The sequence below is a fragment of the Microcoleus sp. FACHB-SPT15 genome, from assembly GCF_014849525.1.
In the GTDB taxonomy this organism is placed as follows: domain Bacteria; phylum Cyanobacteriota; class Cyanobacteriia; order Cyanobacteriales; family Coleofasciculaceae; genus Symplocastrum; species Symplocastrum torsivum.
On sequence record NZ_JACJNU010000062.1, the window covers coordinates 391269 to 417484 of the forward strand.

The 26216-nt window shown below is 46.4% G+C and carries 24 protein-coding genes; 6 read left to right on the top strand and 18 right to left on the bottom strand.

Annotation, left to right across the window (positions count from 1 at the left end; genetic code table 11):
- Window positions 1-71 precede the first annotated feature (71 nt).
- The gene (locus H6F98_RS26130) at window positions 72-1046 is read left to right on the top strand and encodes a cupin-like domain-containing protein (protein ID WP_192221628.1); all 975 of its coding nucleotides are present in this window, start codon (window positions 72-74) and stop codon (window positions 1044-1046) included.
- A gap of 99 nt (window positions 1047-1145) precedes the next feature.
- Here the strand turns inward: H6F98_RS26130 and cax are convergent, their stop codons facing one another.
- Complete coding sequence (gene cax / locus H6F98_RS26135) at window positions 1146-2255, bottom strand: calcium/proton exchanger (protein WP_192221629.1); 1110 nt, start codon at window positions 2253-2255, stop codon at window positions 1146-1148.
- A gap of 411 nt (window positions 2256-2666) precedes the next feature.
- On the opposite strand from cax, the gene H6F98_RS26140 reads away from it, so the two are divergent.
- Complete coding sequence (locus H6F98_RS26140; protein WP_192221630.1) at window positions 2667-5321, top strand: DUF3536 domain-containing protein; 2655 nt, start codon at window positions 2667-2669, stop codon at window positions 5319-5321.
- Window positions 5322-5592: 271 nt separating this feature from the next.
- Here the strand turns inward: H6F98_RS26140 and rnc are convergent, their stop codons facing one another.
- The 7 genes from rnc to H6F98_RS26175 all read right to left on the bottom strand — a co-directional run bounded on the left by rnc (window position 5593) and on the right by H6F98_RS26175 (window position 12647).
- A complete protein-coding gene (gene rnc, locus H6F98_RS26145) occupies window positions 5593-6258 on the bottom strand; it encodes a ribonuclease III (RefSeq protein WP_192221631.1) in 666 nt (221 codons plus the stop codon).
- Window positions 6259-6510: 252 nt separating this feature from the next.
- Window positions 6511-7215: a phosphatase PAP2 family protein gene (locus H6F98_RS26150; protein ID WP_192221632.1), complete on the bottom strand. Its 705-nt coding sequence runs from the start codon at window positions 7213-7215 to the stop codon at window positions 6511-6513.
- A gap of 200 nt (window positions 7216-7415) precedes the next feature.
- Window positions 7416-7781: a response regulator gene (locus tag H6F98_RS26155; protein WP_192221633.1), complete on the bottom strand. Its 366-nt coding sequence runs from the start codon at window positions 7779-7781 to the stop codon at window positions 7416-7418.
- A 117-nt stretch (window positions 7782-7898) separates the two neighbouring features.
- Window positions 7899-8162 (bottom strand): hypothetical protein, encoded by a 264-nt coding sequence (locus tag H6F98_RS26160; protein WP_242058700.1) that lies wholly within the window; start codon window positions 8160-8162, stop codon window positions 7899-7901.
- 404 nt (window positions 8163-8566) lie between these two features.
- Complete coding sequence (locus H6F98_RS26165; RefSeq protein WP_192221799.1) at window positions 8567-10294, bottom strand: diflavin flavoprotein; 1728 nt, start codon at window positions 10292-10294, stop codon at window positions 8567-8569.
- 214 nt (window positions 10295-10508) lie between these two features.
- Window positions 10509-10871: a hypothetical protein gene (locus H6F98_RS26170; protein WP_192221634.1), complete on the bottom strand. Its 363-nt coding sequence runs from the start codon at window positions 10869-10871 to the stop codon at window positions 10509-10511.
- Window positions 10872-10928: 57 nt separating this feature from the next.
- Window positions 10929-12647 carry a diflavin flavoprotein gene (locus tag H6F98_RS26175; protein WP_192221635.1) on the bottom strand — a complete coding sequence of 573 codons (1719 nt, stop codon included), beginning with the start codon at window positions 12645-12647 and terminating at the stop codon, window positions 10929-10931.
- 297 nt (window positions 12648-12944) lie between these two features.
- On the opposite strand from H6F98_RS26175, the gene H6F98_RS26180 reads away from it, so the two are divergent.
- The gene (locus H6F98_RS26180) at window positions 12945-13736 is read left to right on the top strand and encodes a pantothenate kinase (RefSeq protein WP_192221636.1); all 792 of its coding nucleotides are present in this window, start codon (window positions 12945-12947) and stop codon (window positions 13734-13736) included.
- Window positions 13737-13923: 187 nt separating this feature from the next.
- On the opposite strand, the gene H6F98_RS26185 is transcribed toward H6F98_RS26180, so the two are convergent.
- Together H6F98_RS26185 and H6F98_RS26190 are read right to left on the bottom strand one after the other, a co-directional pair.
- Complete coding sequence (locus H6F98_RS26185; protein ID WP_396813466.1) at window positions 13924-14874, bottom strand: alpha/beta fold hydrolase; 951 nt, start codon at window positions 14872-14874, stop codon at window positions 13924-13926.
- Window positions 14875-14941: 67 nt separating this feature from the next.
- Entirely contained in the window at window positions 14942-15397 is a 456-nt protein-coding gene (locus tag H6F98_RS26190; protein ID WP_192221637.1) for an NUDIX hydrolase, read from the bottom strand.
- Between the two features lie 440 nt (window positions 15398-15837).
- Here H6F98_RS26190 and H6F98_RS26195 point away from each other — a divergent pair, with 440 nt between their 5' ends.
- Window positions 15838-16026 (top strand): hypothetical protein, encoded by a 189-nt coding sequence (locus H6F98_RS26195; protein WP_192221638.1) that lies wholly within the window; start codon window positions 15838-15840, stop codon window positions 16024-16026.
- A gap of 371 nt (window positions 16027-16397) precedes the next feature.
- Here the strand turns inward: H6F98_RS26195 and H6F98_RS26200 are convergent, their stop codons facing one another.
- From H6F98_RS26200 to H6F98_RS26225, 6 genes are all read right to left on the bottom strand, one after another.
- The gene (locus H6F98_RS26200; RefSeq protein WP_192221639.1) at window positions 16398-17516 is read right to left on the bottom strand and encodes a PLP-dependent aspartate aminotransferase family protein; all 1119 of its coding nucleotides are present in this window, start codon (window positions 17514-17516) and stop codon (window positions 16398-16400) included.
- Between the two features lie 60 nt (window positions 17517-17576).
- Window positions 17577-17996, bottom strand: coding sequence for a lysozyme inhibitor LprI family protein (locus H6F98_RS26205; RefSeq protein WP_192221640.1), 420 nt, complete (start codon window positions 17994-17996; stop codon window positions 17577-17579).
- A gap of 54 nt (window positions 17997-18050) precedes the next feature.
- Window positions 18051-19439: an argininosuccinate lyase gene (gene argH / locus H6F98_RS26210; protein WP_192221641.1), complete on the bottom strand. Its 1389-nt coding sequence runs from the start codon at window positions 19437-19439 to the stop codon at window positions 18051-18053.
- A 112-nt stretch (window positions 19440-19551) separates the two neighbouring features.
- A complete protein-coding gene (locus tag H6F98_RS26215) occupies window positions 19552-19797 on the bottom strand; it encodes a hypothetical protein (RefSeq protein WP_199348906.1) in 246 nt (81 codons plus the stop codon).
- Window positions 19798-19824: 27 nt separating this feature from the next.
- Entirely contained in the window at window positions 19825-21282 is a 1458-nt protein-coding gene (locus H6F98_RS26220) for a PP2C family protein-serine/threonine phosphatase (protein WP_192221642.1), read from the bottom strand.
- Window positions 21283-21674: 392 nt separating this feature from the next.
- Window positions 21675-22364, bottom strand: coding sequence for a CAP domain-containing protein (locus H6F98_RS26225; RefSeq protein ID WP_192221643.1), 690 nt, complete (start codon window positions 22362-22364; stop codon window positions 21675-21677).
- Window positions 22365-22668: 304 nt separating this feature from the next.
- On the opposite strand from H6F98_RS26225, the gene H6F98_RS26230 reads away from it, so the two are divergent.
- Window positions 22669-23319, top strand: coding sequence for a hypothetical protein (locus tag H6F98_RS26230; RefSeq protein ID WP_192221644.1), 651 nt, complete (start codon window positions 22669-22671; stop codon window positions 23317-23319).
- Window positions 23320-23421: 102 nt separating this feature from the next.
- Here the strand turns inward: H6F98_RS26230 and apcB are convergent, their stop codons facing one another.
- Both apcB and H6F98_RS33750 read right to left on the bottom strand, forming a co-directional pair.
- Window positions 23422-23931 (bottom strand): allophycocyanin subunit beta, encoded by a 510-nt coding sequence (apcB, locus tag H6F98_RS26235; protein WP_192221645.1) that lies wholly within the window; start codon window positions 23929-23931, stop codon window positions 23422-23424.
- Between the two features lie 116 nt (window positions 23932-24047).
- The gene (locus H6F98_RS33750; RefSeq protein WP_242058701.1) at window positions 24048-24344 is read right to left on the bottom strand and encodes a hypothetical protein; all 297 of its coding nucleotides are present in this window, start codon (window positions 24342-24344) and stop codon (window positions 24048-24050) included.
- Window positions 24345-24756: 412 nt separating this feature from the next.
- Here H6F98_RS33750 and glnA point away from each other — a divergent pair, with 412 nt between their 5' ends.
- A complete protein-coding gene (gene glnA, locus H6F98_RS26245) occupies window positions 24757-26178 on the top strand; it encodes a type I glutamate--ammonia ligase (protein WP_192221646.1) in 1422 nt (473 codons plus the stop codon).
- Window positions 26179-26216 lie beyond the last annotated feature (38 nt).

Here is a 26216-nt window from a genome sequence, read left to right on the forward strand (position 1 = left end):
CCTCCTCAACGCGGATTTTGAGCTTTTAAAAACAGCCATGAACTGTAAGTTAACGCTCTCTAGATAGAGTCATGCAAACAAAGCTAGAAGAAAATAATTTACCCAAGCTAAACAACCGAGATTTTCCTGTCTCTCGTATACAGGCAGCAAAACTAACTCCCAAAATCTTCTTTGAGGAGTACCAGAACCATGGTATCCCTGTTGTTATTACTGGATTGCTGGATGCCGAGGCGGATTGGACGCTTGACTATCTCTGTGAGAAGTTAGGAACTACAGAGTTCCCAATACGTTATAACGGGCGGCAAAGGTATGAGCAAGACAAACGAAAATGGGCAAACATTGGCAGTGGTGTAGAAACCAAAACCATGTCCTTTCTTCAGTATGCCGAACTACTGCGGAACGGTGAAGCCAAGGAGAACGCTCTCTACCTAGCTAAAGCTAGCCTGACCAATACGCCATTGGCAGATGCTACTTTAATCAAGTCTGCGGAAGCAAGCATGGGATTGCGGCTGCCTGCCACTGACCTAAATCTCTGGCTGGGTCTGGGAGGGCATACAACCTGTCTTCACTATGACTCGATGGATGGCACTTTAATGCAGTTGCATGGTGGGAAGAGAATTGTACTCTTCCCACCCTCACAGTTGTACAATCTTTATCCGTTTCCAGTTGCTGTTCATTTACGGCACGGATTAAGGAAGCGTGCTGGGTATAGCCAAGTTTATCCTGAGAAACCAGACTTTCAATCATTTCCCAAGTTCAAACTAGCACTTCAGCACCGTCACGAAGTCATCCTCAACCGGGGAGATATCCTCTTCATTCCTGCGGGATGGTTTCATGAAGTAACTGCATTAGGTAATGAAATAGTTTGCTCTGTCAATCGGTTCTGGCACGTTTATCCCTTCTCCCGTGCAGTACGTTCTTGGAGTAAATGGCGTGTCCATTTGGGAAGTGTCTGTGCTATGCCACATGCCTTAATGAGTTGGCTAACTGCAATGAGTAGCAGCAAGCACTCACAAGGACTCAGCGAGGTTTTAAAAAGGCTGTGAACTGACCACGCTTCATTTCTAAGAAATCGAAGCGTGGTTTCCAGTTTTACGGAGAGTTGCGGCTACTGATGACACAAAGAAATAATTTTTCTACGTCTACTAGCCTAAGCCTTCAATAATCGGATGGAAGAAAAACGCTAGTCCCAAAACCACATAAGTAGCAAGAAGCAACGTTCCCTCTAACCAGTTTGAATTACCATCAGAACTGATCGAATTGGCAATTAGAACTGACACAGCAACTGCCACGAGTTCAAAGGGATTGAAGTCCAAATCCATCGGCTGCCCCATGAACCACCCAGCAAGAACCAATACGGGCGCAACAAATAGAGCGATTTGCAAACTAGACCCCACTGCCACAGAAACAGAAAGATCCATCTTGTTTTTCATCGCTACTGTCACGGCTGTCGCGTGTTCTGCGGCATTGCCAATCACTGGGAGGAGAATGACACCGGTAAACAAAGTACTCAAGCCCAATTGCGAGGTTGCTTCTTCCAAGGTTTCCACAAGCAATTCTGACTCTCCCGCTACCAGAAGAGTGACTCCTAGTAGTACGCCAATCCAAAGCGTCAAGTTAGGCTTCTCTTCAAGATCTTCTTTCGCTACGTTTGACTCCTCTCCATCCATTTCTGCGACACCAACGTCGAAGAGATAGCTGTGCGTTTTCATAGAAAATAGCAGCGTCAAACCATAGACCAGAATTAACACGATCGCAACAGCAACCGAAAGTTTCTGCAACGTAGCTTCACCAATACCTGCTGAGGTGGCATCTACAGCCGTTGGGACTAGAATCGCAATCACGGCAAGGTTCATAGAGGAAGCATTCACTCGTGCGATAACGGGCTGAAAATCCTGTTCTTTATAGCGCAAGCCGCCCAACAGCATGGCAAAGCCCATCACCAGAAGTAAGTTGCTGATAATCGATCCCGTAATTGTGGCTTTCACCACATTCACCAACCCTGCATTCAAGGCAATCAGGGCAATGATTAATTCGGTAGCGTTGCCAAAGGTCGCATTTAATAAACCACCTAGCGATGGCCCAACCACCACAGCGATTTCTTCCGTCGCCGTACCCATAAAGGCAGCCAGGGGAACAATCGCCAAGCCAGACGTAATGAAGACAACGGATGCTCCCCACTCCAGAAAATGAGCCGCAATGGAAATGGGAACAAACACTAGCAAAGCAAACAAAATTGTATTTTTGGTCAGCATCTAGATTTTCTGTACCTTAAAAGGCGTGCTTTGATTCGACTCTAGAATACCCGCTTCTTACTTAGAGAGGATATGTCGTTCGATAGGGTGTCGTTATGCTGAGAAGCTGTTATCTTGCAGTTAAGTTCTATGAACTTAAGGCAAGTTCCATGAACCTACCGTTAGCCCAACCTAGGCCTTGCGGTTGAATAAGAACAGTATCAAAGAGTTTTAAGCTTCCACCCCAAAGCAAGCTTAACCAGTCCCTTACTTAATCCTCGCTAAAGTTTACTTACGTGTTCCTGATTCAAGACTGTTGGCGTTGAAGTAGATACTGGCTTGATGGAGCATATTAGTTCCCTACCCCAGCAAGGGTACGAGTGTAGGGCGAGGAAAGTAATCTAAGTAGTTTTTTTAGTATTTGGTAACCTCATGACTTCTGCTGCTGATCTTCCAGCTTCACAAGCTGTTGCAATAGATGCGCTCATAAAGTTTACAGACGATACAGGGATCGCTCCCGATTCCTTACAAACAGCTACAGGCGTTTATGTGACGGTTCACGGTCATTTTTATCAGCCGCCGCGTGAAAATCCTTATCTTGACACAATCGAGCGCCAGCCCAGTGCAACACCGTTCCACGACTGGAATGAGCGAATTCACCATGAATGTTATCGCCCCAATGCCTTTGCCAGGGTGTTGAATGATCGGGGTGAAGTTGTGGGGATCGTGAACAACTATGAGTATTTGAGCTTTAACATCGGGCCAACGCTGATGTCATGGCTCGAACGCTACGATGTTGAGGTTTATCAGCGGATTCTAGAAGCCGATCGCAAAAGTGCTGAGCGTCTAAATGGTCATGGTAATGCGATCGCGCAGGTTTACAACCACATCATCATGCCTCTGGCAAACGAACGGGACAAATACACCCAAATTCGTTGGGGCAAAGAAGACTTCCGCTCCCGATTTGGTCGTGATCCCGAAGGCATGTGGCTAGCGGAAACGGCTGTGGACTATGCCACATTAGAGGCACTCGTTGCAGAGGAAATTAAATTTATCATTCTCGCTCCCTCCCAAGCAGAACGGTGTCGCCCACTCCCCAATGACGATCAACCCGTTACGCAATGGCTGGAAGTGGGTGGTAGCCAAATTGATCCCACTCGCCCTTATCGGTGTTTCCTTGCTGATGGCAAGTATATTGATATCTTTTTCTACGACGGCCCAATCTCTAGAGATATGGGCTTTAACGATGTTTTAAGTTACTCCCCTCACTTTTTGGGGCGTTTGGGTCAAGCCGTGCGTGGGGATCATCGACCAGCACAGCTTATTTCTGTCGCAACAGATGGGGAAACCTTTGGGCACCACAAAGGCGGGACAGAGAAATGTCTTGCTTACGCTTTTACCCAAGAGATTCCGAATCGAGGCTGGACTGTTACGAACTTTGCTCATTACCTCAGCATCAATCCACCGACTTGGGAAGTCGTACTTAAGCCCGTAACCGCTTGGAGTTGTGCTCATGGAGTTGAGCGTTGGCAGGAGGACTGTGGTTGCGGTGGTGGTGGGGCCTGGAACCAGAAGTGGCGGCGTCCGTTGCGGGATGCTCTTGATTGGCTGCGGGATCGATTAGCTAAGGTTTATGAAGAGACAGGGCGGCAGTTATTCCGCGATCCTTGGGCAGCACGGGATGAGTATATCAAAGTAATACGCGATCGCTCCCCAGCGAATGTCGAAAGCTTTTTGGATCGTCATCGCAATCATAAACTCTCACCTGCCGAACAGATCGATGCCCTACGCCTTTTGGAAATGCAGCGTCACGCGCTGCTGATGTATACCAGTTGCGGCTGGTTCTTTGAAGAACTCTCTCGTCCAGAAGGGGTACAGATTCTCCGTTATGCCTCTCATGCGTTGGAATTAGCGGGTGATGTCGCGGGAGTGCAGTTAGAAAAAGGCTTCCTTAGACGCCTTGCCCTTGCACCCAGCAATGTTGATTTCTTCAAAACTGGTTTAGAGGTTTATCGGCAACTGGTGGTGTCGGCACAAATTAGCTTTAAGCAAGTAGCTGCCCACTATGCAATTAGTTCACTCTTCACAAGCTATCCCCAACAGCAACGACTCTACTGCTACGAGGCTCATCAACTCGACTACCAGCTACAACGAATGGGATCGCTGACGCTAGCGGTGGGGCAGTTACGCCTGGTTTCAGAAATTACCTGGGAAAGTTCTCATCTTGTATTTGCTGTGCTGCACTTAGGGGGCTGGGACTTCCACTGCTGCATTCAACCGTTTGCCGGACGTCGTGCCTACAGCAAACTCAAAGACAAGGTGTTTGATGCTCTGAAACAAGCAAGTGCTGCCCATGCAATTCTGGCAATGAACCAGATGTTTGGTGATCAATCGTTTAGCTTGCAGAACCTGTTTCCTGAGGAGCGTCACCGGATGATGGGACTGCTAAGTCAGGAAACCTTGACACGATTAGATCAACTCTACACTCAGGTTTACCGGGATAATTACGGCGTATTGATGGCATTCCATCGGGATGAGTTGTCAGTCCCGCAGGAATTGCAAGTGGCAGCAGAAATTGCGCTTTCAAATCGTTGCTTGTGTTCTTTGCGATCGCTAGAGCAGGAAACGAGCGATCCCCAGATGGTATTCAATCATTTGGCGGAATTGGAAGCGATCGCAACAGAAGCCCAGCATCTACGTTGCCAGCTCAAAATCCCAGAAGCAAGGCAAACACTAGAACAGATGATTTTGCGATCGCTCTGGCAAGTCTTGCACGACGCGAATCCAGACACCTTAAAATTTGATATTTACCGCATTGAGCGTCTAATTGAGTTAGGTAATCAGCTTCACCTTGAGTTATGCCTGGATCGTTGCCAAGAACTGTACTTCAGCAGCCTACAAACGCGCTTGGCACCCCAGTGCCAACTAGCAATTCAAGCGCAGTTGATTTCTGAAAATAACGACGTGGGTGAGTCGGATAAACTGCCTTCAAAAACTGATTGGGATACTACTCAACTGCGCCAGTTGCTCCAGCTTGGTGAAAAACTGGCTGTAGATGTTAGTCACTGGTTGAGTCAGTTGCCCTAGGGTTGTTGTCTCTCCCAAGAGTTGCAATGGCGCACAGTTGTGCGCCCCCATAGATTTATTTACGGCATTGAGAAGCGCTGTATATTTCCTATTGTTCGTAATGACAAAGGGGGAGAAGATTAACACCTTTCCCCTGTACGACTATCTGTAGCAGTCGTCAATTATATGAGTGTGAATAAGCTCAGAAGCCTAATTATTCGCATTCACCTAGAAAGTACAATTCTTATTATTTCGTTTACTTTATCCATAACGCGATCGCCTTTCCCTTGATCTAAAACATTAGTCCAAGTTTTTTCAGTGCCGCTTCAGCCGCAAGCTTCTCGGCAGATTGTTGATTACTCTCTGTCGCCACACCATACACATCGCCACTTACGCAGGCGGCGGCGGTGAATCTTGTAGGGCAATTTGGTTGAGACTCTTCAAGGATGAAGTAATCAGGCACTTGACCAACGTTTAAGAGCGACCATTGCTGAAACAAAGCCTTGTAATCTAGGCTAGAGCGAGAACGAGTTGTTTTTCTTAGTACTGAGGTAAACAGAGGTTTAACAAAAGCACGGACAGCATCAATGCCGGAGTCTAGAAAGTAGGCACCGATAATCGCTTGAAATATGTTACTAAGTAACGTTGTACTTAGCTCGCCCTCTTCTTTGACTACCTCTGTGCCAACTAGCATTTGTTTATCGATGCCCAGGACGATTGCGAACTTTGCTAGTTGATTCTGATTGATTAATGAAGAACGCCGATAGGTCAGTTCTCCTTCCCCCATCTCTGGGTAAAGCTTATAGAGAAACGCACTGCTCAAAAAAACTAGGGCAGAGTTACCGAGATACTTCAGTCGTTCATTGTCTTCGAGTCCCCCATGTTCATCACGGTAGGAGCAATGAGTAAGCGCAAGGCTGAGGAGTGAAGCATTGCGGAAGTTTGGTAGTTCAGGCATCTCTATCTCTCCACTGGGATGGAAAATTTAATAGTGTGAAAATATCGTTCCACATCTATAGTTCCCAGTTTTCTCTTCCTTTTAACAGATGAAACTGAATAAAATTTACGATCGTCTAGATTCAGCTAACCCCGCAGGAGCCTCACGTCTCACCCGTTAGGGAGGTGTAGCGTCACAAGAAGGGAAAGCCTCATGAGGCAATACTCACAACGATGGCATGAAAATTTCCCTTACCTGCTGTCCCTGCTATTTCTATTGATTCTTTGAGCGCTTGTTCGTGGGATGTAGTCTCAGAAGTACACTAACCCCCACTGCCCAAGCAACTGAAGCCATCCAGCCTGCCAAAATGTCACTAGGATAGTGAACCCCCAAATACAGCCGTGTCCAGCCAATCGTTAAGACAAACAAGCCTCCAACTACTAGTACTGGCAAGCGCCAACGGGTATGCCAAGTCAAAATCACCAAAGCCGCTACCAGTGTCATACTCGACATCGCATGACCACTCGGAAATCCATAATCAAACTCTGGCGCTGGTGACTCCCACAAATGGGGACGTACTCGATGCAGCAGAACTTTGGCAGTACGATTGATGACGATGCTTCCTAACAAAGTAGTGGTTAAATAGGCAAGCGATCGCCACCGTCGTTGTCTGAACAAAATTAGCACAACGACAGCAGCGACCGGAAATACCCCCCAAAACACGCCAAACTTAGTCAGCGTTACTGCGAAAACATCTAGTTGAGGTCGCGCTGTTGTGCGAATAGCTAACAGAAGCGGCACATCCCAAGGGAAACCCCCTTCGTTCTCCCAAACCTCCTCAGCTAGCTCTCCAAAAACCTGTAACGGCAAAAAAACTCCAATTAATAGCAGTAGGAGTGATCGCCAATGCTTAGTCAGTAGACGCTTGAGAAAGCTCAAGAAAGACTGCAGAAGTCTCCAGACTTCAGAGTTAAACATTCGCTTACTCCAGTGAGAGTATTGATGGAAGTCACAGATATAGCAGAAAGCCGCCAGCTATCAGCTTTTTTGTTTTCCTTGCTCTGTCTCTATGAGGCAAGGGCACCAGATACCCCTCTCCGAATCGGGGAGGGATCGAGACGGGATATGCCTTTAATTATTTTTTCTACTTCCTAGAAATTTCACCTGAGAAAAAAGTTTTATTTCCTGAGATGGGTTTTAAGAACTTCCAGAAGTTCGGCTGTGGCAAAGGGCTTGGTCAGATAGCCGTTTGCTCCTAATAATTTACCTTGGCGAAGGACATCTTCACTAGACTCAGCAGTGAGAAAGATAAAAGGAAGGCTTGCCGTAACTGGGTCTTGACGTAACGACCTCAAAACCTCATAGCCATTCATTTCTGGCATCCTTACATCACACAAAATTAAATCTGGAACAAATTCTTTGGCTAACTGCAATCCGCAGCGACCATCTCCAGCGCCGATCGCATTAAACTCTCTTGTGTTTAATATGTGTAGGATACTCTCACGCAGCAGTTCGTCATCTTCAATCACCAATACCTTTGCCATCGATCGCTATTTGAGAATTGGACTACGGTACGACGACAAAAGCAGCACTTGCCAACTCCCTGGCTTGAATAGATTGTTTCAATTTTTCAATGAAGGAAGATGTATTGGCTAAAATAACTACTTCGTCTCTGGTGATGGATTTGAGCCAATTCTCAGTTCCTTCTTACTCTGCTTCAACTGCTTCCACAAACGCTTTACCTGAGTGTAAGCTTCCTCAGGAGATAATTTACCTCCTGTCTCTAAAGCAGAAATATAAGAAATTTTCTGAGCAAATTCTTGTAAATTGGCATTAAACGCTAGAGTTTCTGGCGAAAACGCTCCATAGTAGCGGCTTCGCGGATAGAGAAAGCCGTTTTTGGTCATTGGGTCAAGATTTTTCATGATTTTAGAAATAGAGTCTTGCTCAACAGGTTTTCTTTAATCTATGATTAACCAAATCTTAACCTAAGACCATCCCTCCGATGGAAGAGTTTTCACGAAACGAAACTATATGATTTAGGGTTACCACTTCAACACGCTGTACGGGCTTTGCATTGCCAAGTTCCTATGACGAAATCAGGCTTTCAGCGATTAGCTGCGTAACTCCTGAATCTCAAGTGATACGAATCCGGGTCAGCTATCCCCTTTTTCGGCAACCCATAAAACTTTGTAGAGACATTCCGGCGGTTCGGCGTTAGCGTAGCGGTGCGTCAGCACTAGCGAGACGCTAGCCTAGCCATTCCCAAAGGGTACGTCTCTACAACTTATCGCCACAAGTATCCTTGTGAAAACGAAATGTTGACGGCTTAGTAATGAGTACCTGATTTACGATGATGCACAGCCGTAACGCCTTCGGGTTGTAGTACTTTGCCATTCTTGACAACCCCATAGACGAGCCAGTGATCGCCGCATTCCATGCGATTTTCAACCGTGCATTCTAGATAAGCGAGGGAGTCAGTCAGAATCGGGCAGCCATTCTCAGCCTCTTGAGTCGCAACTCCAGCGAATCGGTCTTCACCGGGACTAAATGGCTTAAGGAAATGCTTCATCAAACCCAAATGCTTCCCCTCTTCGAGAATATTTAAGACAAATTTATCTCCAGAGTGCATCAGTGATTCAATCGCCCGGTCTTTGGCAACAGCAATAGTCAGACCTGGAGGTGTAAACGTGGCTTGAGACACCCAATCCGCAAGCATCGCACCACTAACTTCTCCTTGTTTAGCGGTGACAATACATAGAGAACCAATCAAACGCCCCACCGCTTGTTCGGTACGGGCAGCTTGGGAGTCACCGACGGGTTGCTTGGGGGTTCGGGATTTTTTGGCTTTCTTTAGCGATTGGGCAAAGTCCGTGCCTGCTTCTTCACAGAACTTTAAGGTGACATCGGTGGGTTTGAATTTAACCCGAATTGTCTCGAAGCCAAAGCGATAACCTGCATCGCGGAATTTATCCTCAATCAAGTCAATGGCTTCACCACTCCAACCGTAGGAACCAAAGACACCAGCAAGTTTAGTTTTAGTAGCCGTAGATAGTACCAAACCCAGTGCGGTTTGGATGGGCGTTGGTGCATGACCGCCAAGGGTTGGGGAACCCATAATAAACCCGTCAGATTTCTCTATCGCTTCCCTGATTTCCGAAGGTTGAGCAACTTCGCTGTTAATCGATTCAACTCCAACCCCAGCTTTTGTAATGCCCCGTGCGATCGCTTGTGCCAATGTCGCCGTGTTACCATACGCGGAAGCATAAATCAAGGCAACCGTTGTATCCTGAGACTTTTGTTGCTCACACCACTGTCGATAATACTGAGTGAGGAGTATCAGGCTATAGCGTACTAAGGGGCCATGACCTGTTGCATAAATCCTTGCCTGGAAGTCAGTAAGTTTATCTAACGCTGTTTCTACATGCCGTGCGTGGGGTGCCATTAGGCAATCGAAGTAATAGCGTCGGTCTTCGCTAATTGTTATCCAGCCTTCGTCAAGTACCTGGTCACCACAAACATGTGCCCCAAATAACTTATCGGTAAAGAGAATTTCTGTTTGTGGGTCGTGGGTACAGACGGCATCTGGCCAACGGGGGCTGGGGGTTGGGATAAATTGCAGGTGATGACCTCTGCCTAAATCTAGGGTTTGTTCGCCCCGCACGACTTTGATGTTGAGGTCGTGGTCTGGCAAAATAGCACGTAGAGCGATCGCGGCTGGATTTGAGCAAACAAAGGTAATCTGAGGAGCTTTTTCTAGTAAGGCTTTCAGCGTAACACCTCGGTTCGGATTGACGTGACCAAGAATGACATAATCCAACGAAGTTGGGTCTATCCGGCGTTGCAATGCCGCCAAGAAGATTTCAGTGAATGATTCACCTGGTGGGTCAAAAAGAGCAATTTTATCGGCTTGAATTAGATAAGAATTAGCTGTGGTGCCTCGTTGTAGAGCGTACTCGATTTCAAACTTGAGTCTATCCCAAGTACGCGATCGCAAAACTGTTGTCTCTGCACCAATTGGGAGAACTTGGACATCTCTTTGCTTCATTTCTAACATGGCTTCTTGACCCTTAATAGGTTTTTTAGTAGACACGGATTAAATGTTGTAAAACCTCTTTTCCCCTGCTTCCTTATCTATCTTCTTAATTAGACTACTGGTATTTTCTTCTAAGTTGAGCGTCACCCAATCAGCGATCGCAGTACTGTTGCTCTATACCAATTGGGAGAACCTGGACATATCGCTGCTTAGTTTCTGGCATGACTTAAGATGCCTAAGTAGATTTTTTCAGTGAAATTAACGGCACAAACCCTACACCGATTAGATAAACGGCATCTTTGTAGCCACAGATAAAAAGAACTATCCCGGTTATGAAAGCAACCCCAGAGAATGAAATCTTATAGATAATTTGGCTTTTTTCCAGAAAACGTCGGTGGTTCTCCCGTTTAACCTCCTCATTCTGGCGAAGAATCACCTCGCGTACTCTAGCCCAATCTAATGCCTCATTGGGTGACTTTGATTTGGCTAATAGCTCCTCAACTAATGCAATAGTTCTGTTGAGATTTCGAGAGTTCTTAGTAGAAAGGTTGGGTGAAGCCGATAAAGTTATAGCCAATTCTTCTGGTTTTTCTAGCATCTTCCAACCTTTCCCTATGGATAGTTGTAGGGTGGGAAATGCCCACCCTGAATCCCTTTAATAATAGTTCCCGACTTTGCGATGGTGAACGGCTGTGAGAGCATCAGACTTGGAAACACGACCCGCATCAACTGTCGCATAAACAACCCAATGGTCACTAAGTTCCATCCGGCTAGAAACCTTGCACTCTATATAAGCTAGGGCATCAGTCAAAATTGGGGAACCATTTTCAGCAGGTTGAGTTTTCACCCCAGCAAAACGGTCGGCACCAGGTGGGAAGCGCTTGAGGAAGTGCTTCATTAGTGCTTGGTAGTTACCTTCTTCTAAGATATTTAGGACAAAGCGATCGCCTACTTGCATCAACGACTCAATCGCCCGGTCTTTCGCCACCGCAATCGTCAAACCTAAGGGTTGGAAGCTGGCTTGAGATACCCAGGAGGCTAGCATCGCGCCCTTAATATCACCTTTTTTCGCGGTGATAATATACAATCCGCCACTAATCCGTCCTAGCGCTTTATCGAGTTCAGTATCAAGAGATTTTCGTTGCTTGATACCGCGATCGCGTGTCAACAACTGCCCCATATCCGTACCCGCTTCTTCAAAAAGTTGATACGTCGCTTCTGTTGGAGTATCCTTAACCCGAATCGCAGGAAAGCCTTCTTTCAAGCCTAAATCACGGAGTTGCCTTAATAGAGGGTCAATCGGTTCGTCATCCCCACCGTAAGACTCGAAAATACCGATCGCTTGCTTAGACTTAGCCGCAGCAAGTACTGTACCCACAGCCGCCGCCGCCGTTTTACTGGATACTGGAGGCATTGCGATCGCAATTCCACCAGCACGACTGACCAATTCCTGTACTTCTTGGGGGTCGGCGGATTTTAAGTCCATCATCTCTACACCAACACCCGTTTTTGTGATGCCTCTGGCGAGGGCTTGGGAGAGGCGATCGCTATAGCCGTAGTCTGAAGCATAAAACACAACAACCGATGTCTCTGCTTTTGTTTGTGCTTGACTCCAACGGCGGTAGCGACTCACTAATTCTTCAACATTGTGGCGTAGCAACGGCCCGTGTCCATTGGCAACCATCTTCACCTCACCCAACTCGCCCATCCGCTTGAGGGCAGATAGCACAGAACGGGCATTCGGAGCCATCAGGCAGTCGTAGTAGAACCGATAATCCGGTTCAATCCTGCTTAAATCTTCATCAAACGTACTCTCAGAGCAGTAGTGCATCCCAAAAGCATCACATGTGAAGATTACCTGAGTTCCTGCGTCGTAGCTGAAGATTGTGTCAGGCCAGTGTAGATTGGGCGCATTGACGAACTCTAGAACGTGCCCATTACCTAAATCCAATTTGTCGCCATTTTTGACGATTTGCCGCTTAAAGGGCTGATGCACGAAATCTTCGAGAAACTGAATTGCCACCTTTGCGCCGACTACCGTCACATCAGGCGCGAGTTGGAGGACATCTTTGACCAAACCGCTATGATCTGGCTCCGTATGACTAATAATTAGGTAATCAATTTTAGGCGGGTCAATTAATCCTTTGAGGGTGTCTAAATATAGCTGACGAAACTTTTCATGAGAGGTATCAACTAAAGCGATTTTCTCGCCCCGAATCAGAAATGAGTTATAGGTTGTACCATTTTGTAGTCCAAACTCAATGTCAAAGCGATCGCGATCCCAGTCCAATGAGCGAATCGTTGTTGTATCTGCCGCTATTTCGCCCGTCTGAATCGTTAATCGCTTTTGGCTTCTGTCAGTGAGTAATACCATTTCTTAACTCCTTAATCAGCTACTTTTAATTTTTTATGTTTTCTTTATTTTTACACAACTATTTTTAGAGGCTTTATCAAGCAACCTAATATGAAGCGTAAGAAGATTGAAATTTGAATGCATTTCTTTTCTGCATTTAGTTATTGTTTTTTTTATAGGTTCTTCATAGATCTTGCTATAGATTGATATCTTGCTTTTTTGAGCAGAAGATGCATCAACCCTAAACTCAGCAGGTTCACTCTTCTATAGTAGCTAAGTAAAAATACTTAAACAACTCATTCCCCGCCTGATACCCCTGTGAAAGGAAACTGCCTCGCCTTAATAATTGGAAATTCCAGATTACACTGGGCTTGGTTTGTCGAGGGAATTCTTCGAGAGACTTGGGATACTGACCATTTATCAATAGCCACCGTTGAGGAACTAATTCAGCAATGGGCAGTTGGGGTAATGCCAGAAAAAATTTTTCCGTCCTTGTTAGTATCTCAACAATTGGATGATCCCAACCCGCTACCTCTTTATCTCGCTTCAGTCGTACCAGAACAGACAAAACTCTGGCAAACCTACTCTGATAGTGATGTCATTACCCTAGAGCGAGTGCCACTTTTGGGACTTTATCCAACGTTAGGGATTGACCGTGCCTTAGCGTTGTTGGGTGCAGGGGAAAGTTATGGTTATCCGGTGCTAGTCATTGATGCTGGCACCGCCTTAACATTTACGGGTGCCGATGCCGACAAGCAGCTAATTGGGGGAGCGATTTTACCAGGACTAGGGTTACAGCTAAAGTCTTTGGCAGGAAGCACAGCGGCGTTACCAGCCATCCAACTCGCACCACAGCTACCACCTCGCTGGGCTAAGCAGACATCAGCGGCAATTGAAAGTGGTGTAGTCTATACCGTCTTGGCAGGTATCCAGGACTTTATCAATGATTGGCGGTGTCAGTTTCCAGATACTCAGATTGCTCTAACGGGCGGCGACTCTCGCTTGCTGCTAACTCACCTTCAAGCCCAGTTTCCTGATGACACATATAGTCTTATGGCTGACCCCTACTTAATCTTTTGGGGAATGCGGTCAGTGATTCAAGGAGAGTAGAGGGAGTAGGAGGAGAATTTGGGAAGGAAAGCTGAGTGCGTCTGAAAAGTAGAATTTTTAGGCGCGATCGGGTTGTAGCGCACCAGTTGGACTAAAACGTAGAAAAATTAGGGTTTTGGGTTCCTGTGGATTGCCTTCTCGCCCGACCACCTAATACCTAAAACCTGCCACCTTGACAGTGTTGCCTTTAGTACCCTACTAAATTGTCACTTGGAAAGCTTTCCTCCTGCGTTACAACAAAGTCATTAATGTACTGAGCTACCAGTTCTGAGAAGGCTTCCGGTAAGTCATGACCAGCGTGTTCAATCATCTCTAGATAAGCTTGTGGCAGTTTATCGCCATAGGTTTGGCTACGTGCGATCGCATCCGTTGTATCCCTGCTGCCTTGTAGAATCAACGTTGGTACTTTGAGCCAGTCAAGTTGTTCTTGCAAGAGTTCGGCTTGAATTTCGGCGCGGCGTCGCTGGAACAAAAGTTGGCAAGCGGTGGGTGAACTGTTGAGCAGTTGCCGTTGCTGTAGGGCTTGTTCAATACCTTTATGACGACCAAATAGCCGTGCTAGGGGCAAAAGCGATCGCAGAATACTATAACCAATAGAGGAACGCCCGACTAACCATCGTGAACCCCGCCAACGTCCTCGCTGTCCTTCTACCTGAACCCCCTCTGGTGCGAGTAATACAAGACCACGGACTTTCTCCGGATATTTCGAGGCATAGCTAGCAGCAATCCAACCACCTAAGGAATGACCAATTAAATACACCTGGGGTAGGTGTAGTAATTCTAGGTATTCAGCTAAGCACTCAACTTCTAGTTGGATTGAGTAGTGGAGTTTGGGTTTGAGTGAGTCGCCAAACCCCAGTAAGTCAGGGGCTAAGCAATGGTAATTCTGGCTTAATTGTTGAATAACGGGTAGCCATTGACTGCCATCATTCCAAGAGCCATGTAGAAAGACGAGAACTGGTCCCTGACCCACTTCACGCCAGAACAATTGCCCCGACTGTAGCTTAATTCGAGAATTTCGTAAGGGTAGATTCATCCTGATCGCAAGGTCTTTTTCTTTTAAGTCCGACGGGTAAAAGGGATTAACTCTCAAGGATTGGGGATTGGCAAGACGGTTGCCCATTTTCTGGTGAGACATGTGCTGTTAGGCAAGAGAGTACAAGAGGAGACAAGACAACCTTCTCACTGTTCTACATCCTCAGCCTCTAAGCGAGAGTTGTTTTGCCATCAAAATAATCCTGCAACTGCTGGTCATTATCATGGCTGAGGGTGCCTAATGGAATATCTGAGGGTTGAAAGGCTTGAGCTTCCAAAATTTCTGATGTGTCTTGTATCTGTATTGTTCCTTGAACCTTTGCTTCTACCAGGACACAAATAGAATGGAGCCTAGGGTCGCGATCGGGTGCTGAATAAACTCCAACTAATCGAGCAATTTCCAACACCTCTAGCCCTGTTTCTTCAGCCAACTCTCGCTGCACGGATGTAGCAATATCTTCGCGCCAGTCTACCATCCCTCCTGGCAGTGACCACTTACCATTATCACGACGCCGAACCAGCACAATTTGCCCATCCGGCAAAATTGGAATGATGCTGGTGCCAGGGACAGGATGGCGAAATATAACTCCAAGCACTGTTTGTACAAATTGCCATTTTCGATACATTGATGAGAAAGCTCTCTTTACCTATGTAATCGGTTGCTTACAGACTGTTATCATAGACGCTCCTGATGCAAGTTCGGTCATGTTAGCGGTTAAAAAGCTACTTTTTGACGCAATTCAACGTTGAACGTTTAAGAATTTTACTCTTCACGCGCCTCAGCAACTCCACCAAGAAGACTCTGCAATTTCTGCTCTAGATAGTGCAGAATGGATTGAACGTGCTTTGCTGTGTTATCAACGCTTGACCCAAAACAAACCATTGGAACCAAGTGGCGATCGCAAGAGATACTAGCATTGGCAAGCCTTACATAGTAGTCTAGACATCACCTGTTTTGAGGCAGCTTCTCAAGCAGGAGGTCTAACACTGGTAAGATAGACAAGCCAAGCTTAATCTCAAAGCAAGAGGCAAGTGAGGCACATTTTTTGTTATTCATGAGGTAAACATGGCAAAGCGCCGCAATCTAAAAAAAGAAAAGGCGCAGCGGAATCAAGCTTACGCCCGTAAGTTTCGTAAACGCAAAAATACGGGTCGTTTCTCTAAAAATCGGCGGTACAGCAGAACTTCGAGGGATGAAAACCAAGAAGAGGAAGATAGCGATCAAGGAGGCGAGCGAGATACTTCTGCTCTTTAAGAGAATTTCTAGAAGTATGCTCCTCGCTGATAGCGTCACCTTGTGGGCAGTCAAAACAGCCCTAAAGCACGCGCTTACGGTCAATAAAAGCGAAGCTTCCCGCACATAGGAAACGAGAATTAGCTCAATCCCTGCGTAGGAGTGAGCAAGAGATGATCTACAACGCAAAAACTTGCTCTAACTTAGCTGGGCATCAACCATTTATGATCGGATTGATGCCCAGTTTTTGCTTTCATCGCAATCAGCCGTCAGCATTCAGCAATCAGCTTTCAGCCAAATAGCAAAAGGGGCGAGGACTCGCTTCTAGTCGATGTCCTAACCTAATTAGCTACTGCTATAACAACAAACAACCAATAACAAACAACGAACTACTAACCCAAAGCTTGCGCCAAATCCGCAATTAGATCATCTGGGTGTTCAAGACCAACAGAAACTCGCAGCAGGTTATCAGGAGTGCTTGTTCCTAGCCCTTCAATTGAAGCTCGGTGTTCAATCAAGCTTTCAACACCACCAAGGCTAGTTGCTCGTGTGAACAGTTGTACTTTTGCCACTAACGCAAACGCTTCCTCACGTCCTCCTTTTACCTGGAAAGACAGCATTCCACCGAAAAGCGGCATTTGAAGCGCGGCAATTTCATGTCCTGGATGCTCTTTGAGACCAGGGTAATGGACAAGTTCGACCTTCGGGTGGTCACTTAAGAACGTTGCTACTTTTGAGGCATTTTCTGAATGTGCCCGCATCCGATAGGGCAAGGTTTGAATACCCCGGAGGATTAGCCAACAATCGAAGGGTGAAGCAACAGCACCTCCACTGGTTTGAATGGTCTTGATGCGCCTAAAGAAGTCATCTTCAACTCTGGAAATAACCACACCTCCCAAGACATCACTGTGTCCACCGAGATACTTTGTCATCGAATGCACAATCAAGTCAGCATCCCAGTTGAAGGGTTTTTGACCGATTGGAGTAGCCCAAGTGTTATCACACACACACAGTGCATTAGCTTGATGAGCGATCGCAGAAATTTTCCCAATATCGGTAATTTTAAGTAGGGGATTGGATGGTGTTTCTATCCAAATCAGCCGTGTATTCGGTTGAATTGCTTGGCTAACGTCAGCAGGATTGGTCATGTCCACGAACGTCACTTGCAAGCCCCAAGGAGCAAGAACATTTCTCAAAAGAGCGGAAGTTCCCGTATAGGCATCATTGGGTGCAATAACATGGTCGCCTGGTGCAAGGGCTTGAAATACACTCACCGTTGCGGCTGAACCTGAAGAAAAAGCAGCAGCGGCAACTCCTCCCTCTAATTCACACAGGCATTTTTCTAGGGCTTCTCGATTCGGGTTGTTGGTACGAATGTAGTCATAGCCATGAGGATAGCTACCGTCAGCTTCTCGCTCAAAGGTAGTAGACAGATGAATCGGAGGTGTTACAGCACCTGTTGCTGGGTCAATGCTACGACCTGCGTGTACTGCCAGTGTCTCATTCCTCATGGCAATGTCCTTTTAACTCCTGATTTTTAGTCAGCTTATCAGTAGATTCTCAATGCAGCATCATTGATTAAGCCTCTCCAAATATCGCTCCAAATCTTCTGTCCGTTGTCGTGTTACTCGATCAAGGCAAATCGAATAGCCATAGGGCGCACCTGTTCCATTACCCCACTCACCTCTTTCATATTCACAAGTTGTATCTCGAAACTTAATCCAGGCGAGTTGGGCATCAGTTAATCGTTGGCGTTGTTGCCCTACCAATCTTGGTCTTAGCTGCTGGTAGACTTGATTGAGCTTTCGGTCAGATTCGGCAGCATCTCGACGGCTACATTCGTTAATTTCTACAGTGCTATTTGGATTAGTACAGTTGATGCGTTGAGCGATGAGTTGTTGCCCTTCTTGAGCGGTGCTTGGTTGAAGACCAATTCCTGTGAAGGGCAGTGCAATGGCAACTAACACTCCGAAAAAAGAAGCTTGGTTCATATTTTTAGGCGGTTTACCTAGCGTATCCCGCCAACACCTTAACTTAGCTCTAATTTACTCAGCAACTAAGCGCTCGTGAGCGTTTTTTAGGGCTTGACGCACCTGCTCAAAGCCTGTGCCACCATAACTGTTTCGGGCAGCAACGACTTGAGTGGGTGCGATCGCATTGTAAATATCGTCCTCAAAGGCTGGGTGTAATTCCTTCCATTCCTCCAAGCTCAAATCCTTCAGCAATTTACCCGCCGCAAGACAAGTTCTCACGACTTTCCCAACCAAGTTGTAAGCTTCTCGGAAAGGAACGCCTTTCGACGCTAGATAATCGGCAACATCGGTGGCGTTAGAAAAGTCTTCGGCAACGGCTTCGGCTAAACGCTCACGCTTAAATTCCAGACCTTCTCGCAAGAGAATTGTCGTTGCTTCTAAGCAGCCTTGAACTGTCTTGACGCTATCAAACAGTGCTTCTTTATCCTCTTGCAGGTCTTTGTTGTATGCCAGAGGTAGCCCCTTCATCAACACCAACATTGCTTGCAGGTGACCGAAGACACGACCCGTCTTCCCGCGTACCAGTTCTGGGACATCAGGGTTTTTCTTTTGGGGCATGATGCTGGAACCCGTTGAGCAGGTGTCTTTGAGGGTAACAAAGCTAAATTCTTGGGATGCCCAGAGAATGATTTCCTCTGACAACCGACTCAGGTGAACCATGATCAGGCTAGCGGCACATAAGAACTCGATCGCAAAATCGCGATCGCTTACACCATCTAGGCTGTTACCATAAATTCCACTAAATTGCAACTCTTTGGCAACGTAATGCCGATCAATGGGAAATGTGGTTCCAGCAAGGGCACCGCTTCCTAAAGGGGAGATATTCACCCGTTGGTAAATCTCCCCTAATCGCGTCCAGTCGCGCTGTAGCATTTCAAAGTATGCCAAAAGGTGATGCGCTAGGCTCAGGGGCTGGGCACGTTGGAGGTGAGTATAGCCTGGAATCAGGGTTTCGACGTTGGCTTCGGCGAGGTTGAGGAGAACAGATTGGAACTCCCGCACTTGAGTGCGAATATGGGAAATCTGATCTCGGAGGTAGAGTCGTGTATCTGTTCCTACTTGGTCATTACGCGATCGCGCTGTGTGCAGTTTTTTCCCCACATCTCCCGCAATCTCCGTTAGGCGTCGCTCAACGGCAAAGTGAACATCCTCAGCATCAATGCCGGGATTAAACTTGCCTTCGCGGTACTCTGAACGGATTTGTTCTAAGCCTGCAACCAGTTGCTCTCCTTCCTTAGGGGAAATAATGCCAGTACGCGCCAGCATCTTGGCATGAGCAACAGAGCCTGTTAGGTCGTACTCAATCAGTTCAATATCGAAGCCAATACTAGCATTGAAACGAGCGATCGCAGGATGCAAAGCCGATTCAAACCGCTGGCTCCAGGTTGTTTGTTTTGTCACAGCAGTAGTCCTTAGTCTTTAGTTCGCAGTTGTTAGTTGTTGGTTATTAGTTGTTAGAAGGGCAGCCTTGTCTAACAACTAAAAACTAAGAACTTTCGATTGACCAATCTCACTATGAGGTTATGCCCCGGAAGAGGTAACCAATAATTAGCCCAATTATCAGTGCCCAGACTTGACCCGTGCTAATGAAATTGTTCCATGCATCTTGAATCCGTGTTAGAACTTCTGGGTCTTGGACTGATTGCGCTAGCACAAGCCAATCGTTTGATAAATAATGGTTTAACGTTCCTAGAGCCTCACTCAAGTGGCTGATGCTATCCAACCCAGCAGTTACGGCTTGTAGTCCTTCAACGACCATGCGATTCTTGCCTCTGACAAATTTAGGTCACTCGGAAGATTTTACCTGCATCACGACCAAGGTCATATCATCTCCATTACGGTTTTTTGAGCCAATAAATAGTTGTACTTGCTCAAATAAGTAATCTAGAATCTCTTGACAACTGTCGCAATGCTCACAAGCCCACTGGAAAGATTGCGTCAAGTTTTCCTCATCAAAGCGATCGCCATTTTGATTTGCCGCGTCAGTAAACCCATCTGTGTAGTAAATAATTGTGTCTCCCTCGGAGAGTTTGACTTGAGCGTCTTCGTATTTAGAATCTGCCTCTAAACCAATCAGCATCCCGTTTGTATCGAGGCGCACAATTGACTGAGTTGACGCTTGCCACAACAACGGTGGATTGTGGGCAGCATTGCTGTAGGAGAGTATCTGTGTCTGGGGATCGTATTCGGAATAAAACAGCGTGACAAACCGATTGGAATTTTCCAAGTCGGCATACATGACTCGGTTTAAGTGCTGTAAAATCTGTGCGGGCGAGTGACGGTTTAGGACTTCTGCTCTAAGCATTCCCCGTGTCATTGTCATAATCAATCCAGCCGGGACACCTTTTCCCATCACATCACCGATCACAACACTCCAGGGGACAGACACCTTCTGAGAGTCGCTGGCTTCCGTGCTGTCTTGCTTTTTGGGGCGTAGCTGGTCGTAGTTAGTCGGAATGAAGTCGTAGTAGTCGCCTCCGACTCGGTTAGCCGTTTTACACATCGCCGCCAGATCAATGCCCTCAATCTCAGGACATTCCCGTGGTAGGAGGCGCAGTTGGATATCTGCTCCAATTTCTAACTCTCGATCTAAGCGTTCTTTCTTGCGTAGCTCAACCGTGAGTTCATCATTTGCGATCGCAACGGCGGTTTGATCGGCGACCAATCGTACTAACTTCTGCCGTGTTGCTGTCCAGGTGTATTTTGGATCATGGCTAAAGACATAGAGACGCCCTCGTTCGGCATTCTTGATCAGAATTGGCGTACCAAATAGCTGTACGTCTGCGCCTAGAGCCTGGCTCACTTGCTCATCAAGGGAGGATTGAATGAAATCTGCGGAAACTGAGTTCGTCGAGGCAGCCCCTTCCTCACTGTTCGCCGCTGTAACTTTACGAGTTGCCTTTTCTATCGCTTTCCGAATATCATTACAAGCTTGACCTTCCTGGCAATGTAACCGCTCTAGTCTTACCTGACCATTTGATTTGAATAGAATCAGTGCCCCGCCGTCAGCATCGGTTACCCGTGATGCCATCAGAGGAATTAACTCCAAAAACTGATTCAAATTGTTGAAACTGCGTAAGGCAAACCCAAGTGAACTCAACAAATCTTGAATCTTGTGTTGTTCCCTGTGCAGACGTGCCACGAGTTCTTTGAGAGCAGAAACGGGAGTGCCTTCAGCGGCAGTGCTACTACTGCTGCTGTCAGTTGAACTTGAGGGTTGGCGTGGAATCGGCCTTGCTGTCATAGCGTCAGGCGTTGGGGGCATTAATTGAGCAGAGAAATAATCTGAGCTAATAAGTGAGTTAAACCCAGTCTCTCCTCAGAGGTTTTAAGGCAGCTGTGGAGATACCGTTGATCTAGAAGCTCCAACAGTTGGGGGGAACTTTCCGGACAAGCATTTCGCAAAGTATTTCAGCAAACTTATTCTTATAAAACAGTATGCTGCCATACAGTAACACTAATTACCGATTATGGCTGCCCCAAAGTTATGATCAGGCTATTGTATAAGGTATTTTGTGTACTTGAGGTGTAAATGGTACCGCCAATCTCCTCTATTAAATAATAATTTACGAAATTAATAACTTCTGAGGGCAGCGCAATACTGTACCCAGGAATAGGAGGTCAATAAGCCCAGAGCTAAGGTACGGCAAACATTTGTACAGCATAGGTTTGACCGCCAGCACCTACAACAAAGCCATAGCCAAATTTAGTGTATTCAGGAGTCAGCAGATTAGCTCGATGCCCGTTACTGTACATCCAACCTCGTTGAAATGCCTCAACCTTCCCGTAAGTAAACCCTAAACCTGTCTCCTTACTCTTAAGAATATTTTCGCCAACCCCGATACGGGAACTGCCACCAACTCTAATGAAGCGATCGCGTGGAGTCTTACCCTCTGGAGAAATATGGTCGAAGTATTGGCGCTTAAGCATATCCTCCGCATGGAGTTGTGCAGCTTTGGAAAGTAAAGGGTCTTCGACTAAAGGCGACAAGTTGTTTAATGTGCGATCGCGATTCACCAGTTCAAGAGCAAACGCTCTTAACTCAGGTAGAGAACGTAAGCTAGTTGCACTCCAAGGCGTTGTCAGTGCCTTACCGATTTTCCAGTCTGACCCACCTGAACCATTGTAAAGACCTGCTCCAAAAATACCTTGAGGCGAGAGTTCACTCCAGAAGTAGTGAATATCGAGTGGGTATCCTCGTTTGTACTGGTTAATGTAATGCGTAAGTGGTCCCGAAACCAAAAGTACTGTGATAAAAAAGGCATATCTCCATCTAAGGCTTACTTTATCCAATGCTTTCTTCTGAGCTTTTTGAGGTCTAGACATTGGTTGAAATTCCAAAACCTGTATCACTAAGGAGATCTTTTCCTACTTGATTAGACCTATCTCTTGTGAGTAGGCAACTTATGCAATATTTTGGCGCTACCACAGATTTAAGGAGATTTGGAGACATCGCTCCAACCTTAGCAGAATCAATTACAATCCATTGCCAATCAAAATGAAGGGTACCCAGTAATAGGGATGGCTGAGGCGACTGTAGCCCTGATCGCTTTGGCGATATTCTGGAAAGCGATCGCCTATTGCAAAAAACATAATCTGCTATTGATCAAAATAAAGGATACTTACTCGAATGCAACCAATGCTTGAGCCGAAAAAACATGGCTATTTTTCTCTTATTAGTCTGACGCTTGTCATAGCCTTCTTTCTGATTGGTGGCGGCGCGGCTTTCCTAATCCATAGAACCTACTCAGCCAGACAGTTAATTACCTCAACTCAAAAAGCAGACATCCCTATTGAACCCTCAGCAGAAAAGTCAGTTGAAATTAATCGTCGAATTGAAGCCTTCTCTACTCCTAGTGTTGGTGCTGGTGTTGAAGCGGAACCAGCCGAATTGGCTTTAAGTGCTGATGACATTAACACTTTAGTTGCCAATAGCCCCACGTTAGCGGGGAAGGCTTACTTCAAGATAGAGAACGATCAAGTCATGGTACAAAGTGCTGTTCCTCTGGATGCTGTACCGGGTTTTACTGGACGCTACCTCAATGGGAATTTTTCTCTGAAGGTTGCTGTAGAGAATGGACTCTTAGCCATTACTCCTACATCGATTAGTACCACCGACGGGCAACAAATTCCTCCTGAAGTTGAAGGTGCTATTTTGCAAGCATTGAAGACACAGAATCTTAATCAAATGGTTAACTCTGACCCAAGAGTACAAGCTTGGCTGAAAAACATCACCGATATTCAGGTGCAAGACGGTAATCTTGTCATCAAGAGAAGATAACTGTTTTGCTGGGGCTGGGAATAACAAGCCCTAAAAATAGCGATCGCACCCTACAGTATTACCCGTTAAAAGTGCGATCGCTCAATTTTGTTAAATTGGTGTTTAAATATCCTGTTCGCTCAGTTCCCGATTCATGTGGTCAAAGGGCTGATCGATAAATGCGGTATTCTCCACACCAGCCGCTGCAACTTGTTCCTTAACGATGTCTTTCATCAACTGGATACCGCGAACCGTTGGTGCAATTGGTACACCCAACGAGTTGTAGGTTTCCCGCAGACCTTGCAACACCCGTTCATCGAGTACATTCGTATCACCTGCAACCAGCGCGTAGCTAGCATAACGTAGGTAATAGTCCATATCTCGCAAACAAGCCGCATAGCGACGAGTCGTATAGGCATTTCCGCCCGGACGAATCAGTTCTGGCAGTTCGTCAAACAGTTGTGACCCCGCCTGCTTGACGATTGATGCAGCATTGGAGTTAATTACAGCCGCTGCTGCTACTCGTGCTGTGCCAGTTTCAAAGTAAGACTTGAGTGAATCAATCGCATTACGATCCAGGTAACGGCCTGCGCCGTCGTAGTTCCTGATCAGATTTGTGACTGCATCTCGCATGAAAATGCTCTCCCAACAACAATCTGCATATCTTTATCTATTAATAATCACATAGGAAGAGACCTGTAAAAGTGTCAATCATAAGGTAACGTTTTGTAGACACCACTGATGATGCCCTACCTAGAACCGATTGCTATGTGAACGCGAGACTGTTGCACTGGAGGTCTGGCGGAGGAACGCTTGGATAATCTTAACCAACCCATACCTATCATCGGCTTAACAAGCACACTCAACTCATGGGGATATCGCGGCTTTGGATCATTCGCCAGCCAAATGGGGGGTACCATCATTGGGTCATATTCAGTAATGACATCTACAACCCCAGGATTTGCTTTGAGTTCTACCCGTTGTCCGGGTCGGTATCTGAGCGCTTCTTGTTGATCCAAATCATCAACACAGAAATTAGAACTCATAACTTCCCCCTAATCAATAAACTGTAGCTTCTGATACAATATTAAACTTTGGGAAATGCATAAGGTAAGATTTTTCTAATTTTGCTACAATTCGTAATTTTCTCTAGATACCCAAAATTAGGAAGCGAGAATCTGTATCGTTGGATACAAAAGCTGCTACTCGCTCTCCCTAGGATGATTCAGATGATTGTCTAGACTACCGCCTTCTGGGGAAACCTTCTCCGGTCTCTTTGTAAGGCAAAGCCAAGCTGTCAACAACCAACCGCCCTACCATTTGCTAATACTAAACTCTTAACTTGTACCAAGTTTGACCAATTCGTTCCTTAGCAGTGAATATCGTTAAATTGTTGAGCCTGTGTTTAGCCTGTCCCCTAGTAGCTCTAGATTGTTGAGAGATTAAGGAGTTTATTCCATGTTCCAGACCCCGCAAGAGTTCCTAACCTATGTACAAGAGAACAACATCCAAATTATTGACCTAAAGTTTATTGACACGCCAGGTATTTGGCAGCACCTCTCGCTGTTCCAAAACCAAATTGATGAAAGCAGTTTTACAGACGGCGTACCTTTTGACGGCTCTAGTATTCGGGGTTGGAAAACGATCAATGAATCCGACATGACGATGGTACTCGATCCCACAACGGCTTGGATCGACCCGTTCATGTCAGAACCGACATTAAGTGTCATCTGTAGCATTACAGAACCCCGGACAGGCGAACCTTACAGTCGTTGTCCTCGTACCATTGCTCAGAAGGCAGTAGACTACCTAATTTCCACTGGCATTGGTGACACCGCCTTCTTTGGTCCAGAAGCGGAGTTCTTCATCTTTGATGATGTCCGTTTTGACCAAAACCAACATGAAGGCTACTATCACGTAGACTCCATAGAAGGTCGTTGGAATTCTGGCAAAAAAGAAGAAGGTGGCAACCTTGGCTACAAGCCACGTTACAAAGAAGGTTACTTCCCAGTCGCCCCAACGGATACCTCGCAAGATATGCGGACGGAAATGCTGCTGACGATGGCGAAATGCGGCGTTCCGATTGAAAAGCATCACCATGAAGTTGCCTCTGGTGGTCAGTGCGAACTCGGATTCCGCTTTGACACGTTGGTGAAAGCCGCTGACTATTTGATGACTTATAAGTATGTCATCAAGAACGTTGCTAAGAAATATGGCAAAACTGTCACCTTCATGCCAAAGCCCGTGTTTAACGACAACGGGTCTGGGATGCATACTCACCAGTCTATTTGGAAGGATGGACAGCCTCTATTTGCAGGTGATGGCTATGCTGGTTTGAGTAAGATGGCGCTGAATTACATCGGTGGTATCCTCAGACACGCCCCAGCACTCCTAGCTTTAACCAACCCAACCACCAATTCTTACAAGCGCTTGGTACCTGGTTTTGAAGCGCCAGTGAACCTTGCCTACTCCCAAGGCAACCGTTCTGCCTCAATCCGTATTCCTCTGTCTGGTACCAATCCCAAGGCGAAGCGGCTAGAATTCCGTTGCCCTGATGCGACAGCAAATCCCTACTTGGCTTTTGCTGCCATGCTGTGTGCTGGTATTGATGGCATCAAGAACGAAATTGACCCTGGTGAATCTTTGGATGTTGATATCTACGACCTCACTCCAGAAGAGTTGAGCAAGATTCCTTCAACCCCAGGTTCTCTAGATTTGGCACTCGAAGCACTAGAAAAAGATCATGGCTTCTTGGTTGAGAGTGGTGTGTTCACGGAAGACTTCATTACCACCTGGATTGAGTACAAACTCGACAACGAAGTTAACCCAATGCGGCTGCGTCCTCACCCTTACGAGTTCGCCCTCTACTACGATTGCTAAACCACGGTTCTAAAAGTTTCCACGTCACTTGCTCAAAT

Bases quoted from the DNA above. Each gene is read 5' to 3' on its own strand.
- H6F98_RS26130 (WP_192221628.1), top strand. From the start codon at position 72: ATGCAAACAAAGCTAGAAGAAAATAATTTACCCAAGCTAAACAACCGA.
- cax (WP_192221629.1), bottom strand. From the start codon at position 2,255: ATGCTGACCAAAAATACAATTTTGTTTGCTTTGCTAGTGTTTGTTCCC.
- H6F98_RS26140 (WP_192221630.1), top strand. From the start codon at position 2,667: ATGACTTCTGCTGCTGATCTTCCAGCTTCACAAGCTGTTGCAATAGAT.
- rnc (WP_192221631.1), bottom strand. From the start codon at position 6,258: ATGCCTGAACTACCAAACTTCCGCAATGCTTCACTCCTCAGCCTTGCG.
- H6F98_RS26150 (WP_192221632.1), bottom strand. From the start codon at position 7,215: ATGTTTAACTCTGAAGTCTGGAGACTTCTGCAGTCTTTCTTGAGCTTT.
- H6F98_RS26155 (WP_192221633.1), bottom strand. From the start codon at position 7,781: ATGGCAAAGGTATTGGTGATTGAAGATGACGAACTGCTGCGTGAGAGT.
- H6F98_RS26160 (WP_242058700.1), bottom strand. From the start codon at position 8,162: ATGAAAAATCTTGACCCAATGACCAAAAACGGCTTTCTCTATCCGCGA.
- H6F98_RS26165 (WP_192221799.1), bottom strand. From the start codon at position 10,294: ATGTTAGAAATGAAGCAAAGAGATGTCCAAGTTCTCCCAATTGGTGCA.
- H6F98_RS26170 (WP_192221634.1), bottom strand. From the start codon at position 10,871: ATGCTAGAAAAACCAGAAGAATTGGCTATAACTTTATCGGCTTCACCC.
- H6F98_RS26175 (WP_192221635.1), bottom strand. From the start codon at position 12,647: ATGGTATTACTCACTGACAGAAGCCAAAAGCGATTAACGATTCAGACG.
- H6F98_RS26185 (WP_396813466.1), bottom strand. From the start codon at position 14,874: ATGTCTCACCAGAAAATGGGCAACCGTCTTGCCAATCCCCAATCCTTG.
- H6F98_RS26190 (WP_192221637.1), bottom strand. From the start codon at position 15,397: ATGTATCGAAAATGGCAATTTGTACAAACAGTGCTTGGAGTTATATTT.
- H6F98_RS26195 (WP_192221638.1), top strand. From the start codon at position 15,838: ATGGCAAAGCGCCGCAATCTAAAAAAAGAAAAGGCGCAGCGGAATCAA.
- H6F98_RS26200 (WP_192221639.1), bottom strand. From the start codon at position 17,516: ATGAGGAATGAGACACTGGCAGTACACGCAGGTCGTAGCATTGACCCA.
- H6F98_RS26205 (WP_192221640.1), bottom strand. From the start codon at position 17,996: ATGAACCAAGCTTCTTTTTTCGGAGTGTTAGTTGCCATTGCACTGCCC.
- H6F98_RS26215 (WP_199348906.1), bottom strand. From the start codon at position 19,797: ATGGTCGTTGAAGGACTACAAGCCGTAACTGCTGGGTTGGATAGCATC.
- H6F98_RS26220 (WP_192221642.1), bottom strand. From the start codon at position 21,282: ATGACAGCAAGGCCGATTCCACGCCAACCCTCAAGTTCAACTGACAGC.
- H6F98_RS26225 (WP_192221643.1), bottom strand. From the start codon at position 22,364: ATGTCTAGACCTCAAAAAGCTCAGAAGAAAGCATTGGATAAAGTAAGC.
- H6F98_RS26230 (WP_192221644.1), top strand. From the start codon at position 22,669: ATGCAACCAATGCTTGAGCCGAAAAAACATGGCTATTTTTCTCTTATT.
- apcB (WP_192221645.1), bottom strand. From the start codon at position 23,931: ATGCGAGATGCAGTCACAAATCTGATCAGGAACTACGACGGCGCAGGC.
- H6F98_RS33750 (WP_242058701.1), bottom strand. From the start codon at position 24,344: ATGAGTTCTAATTTCTGTGTTGATGATTTGGATCAACAAGAAGCGCTC.
- glnA (WP_192221646.1), top strand. From the start codon at position 24,757: ATGTTCCAGACCCCGCAAGAGTTCCTAACCTATGTACAAGAGAACAAC.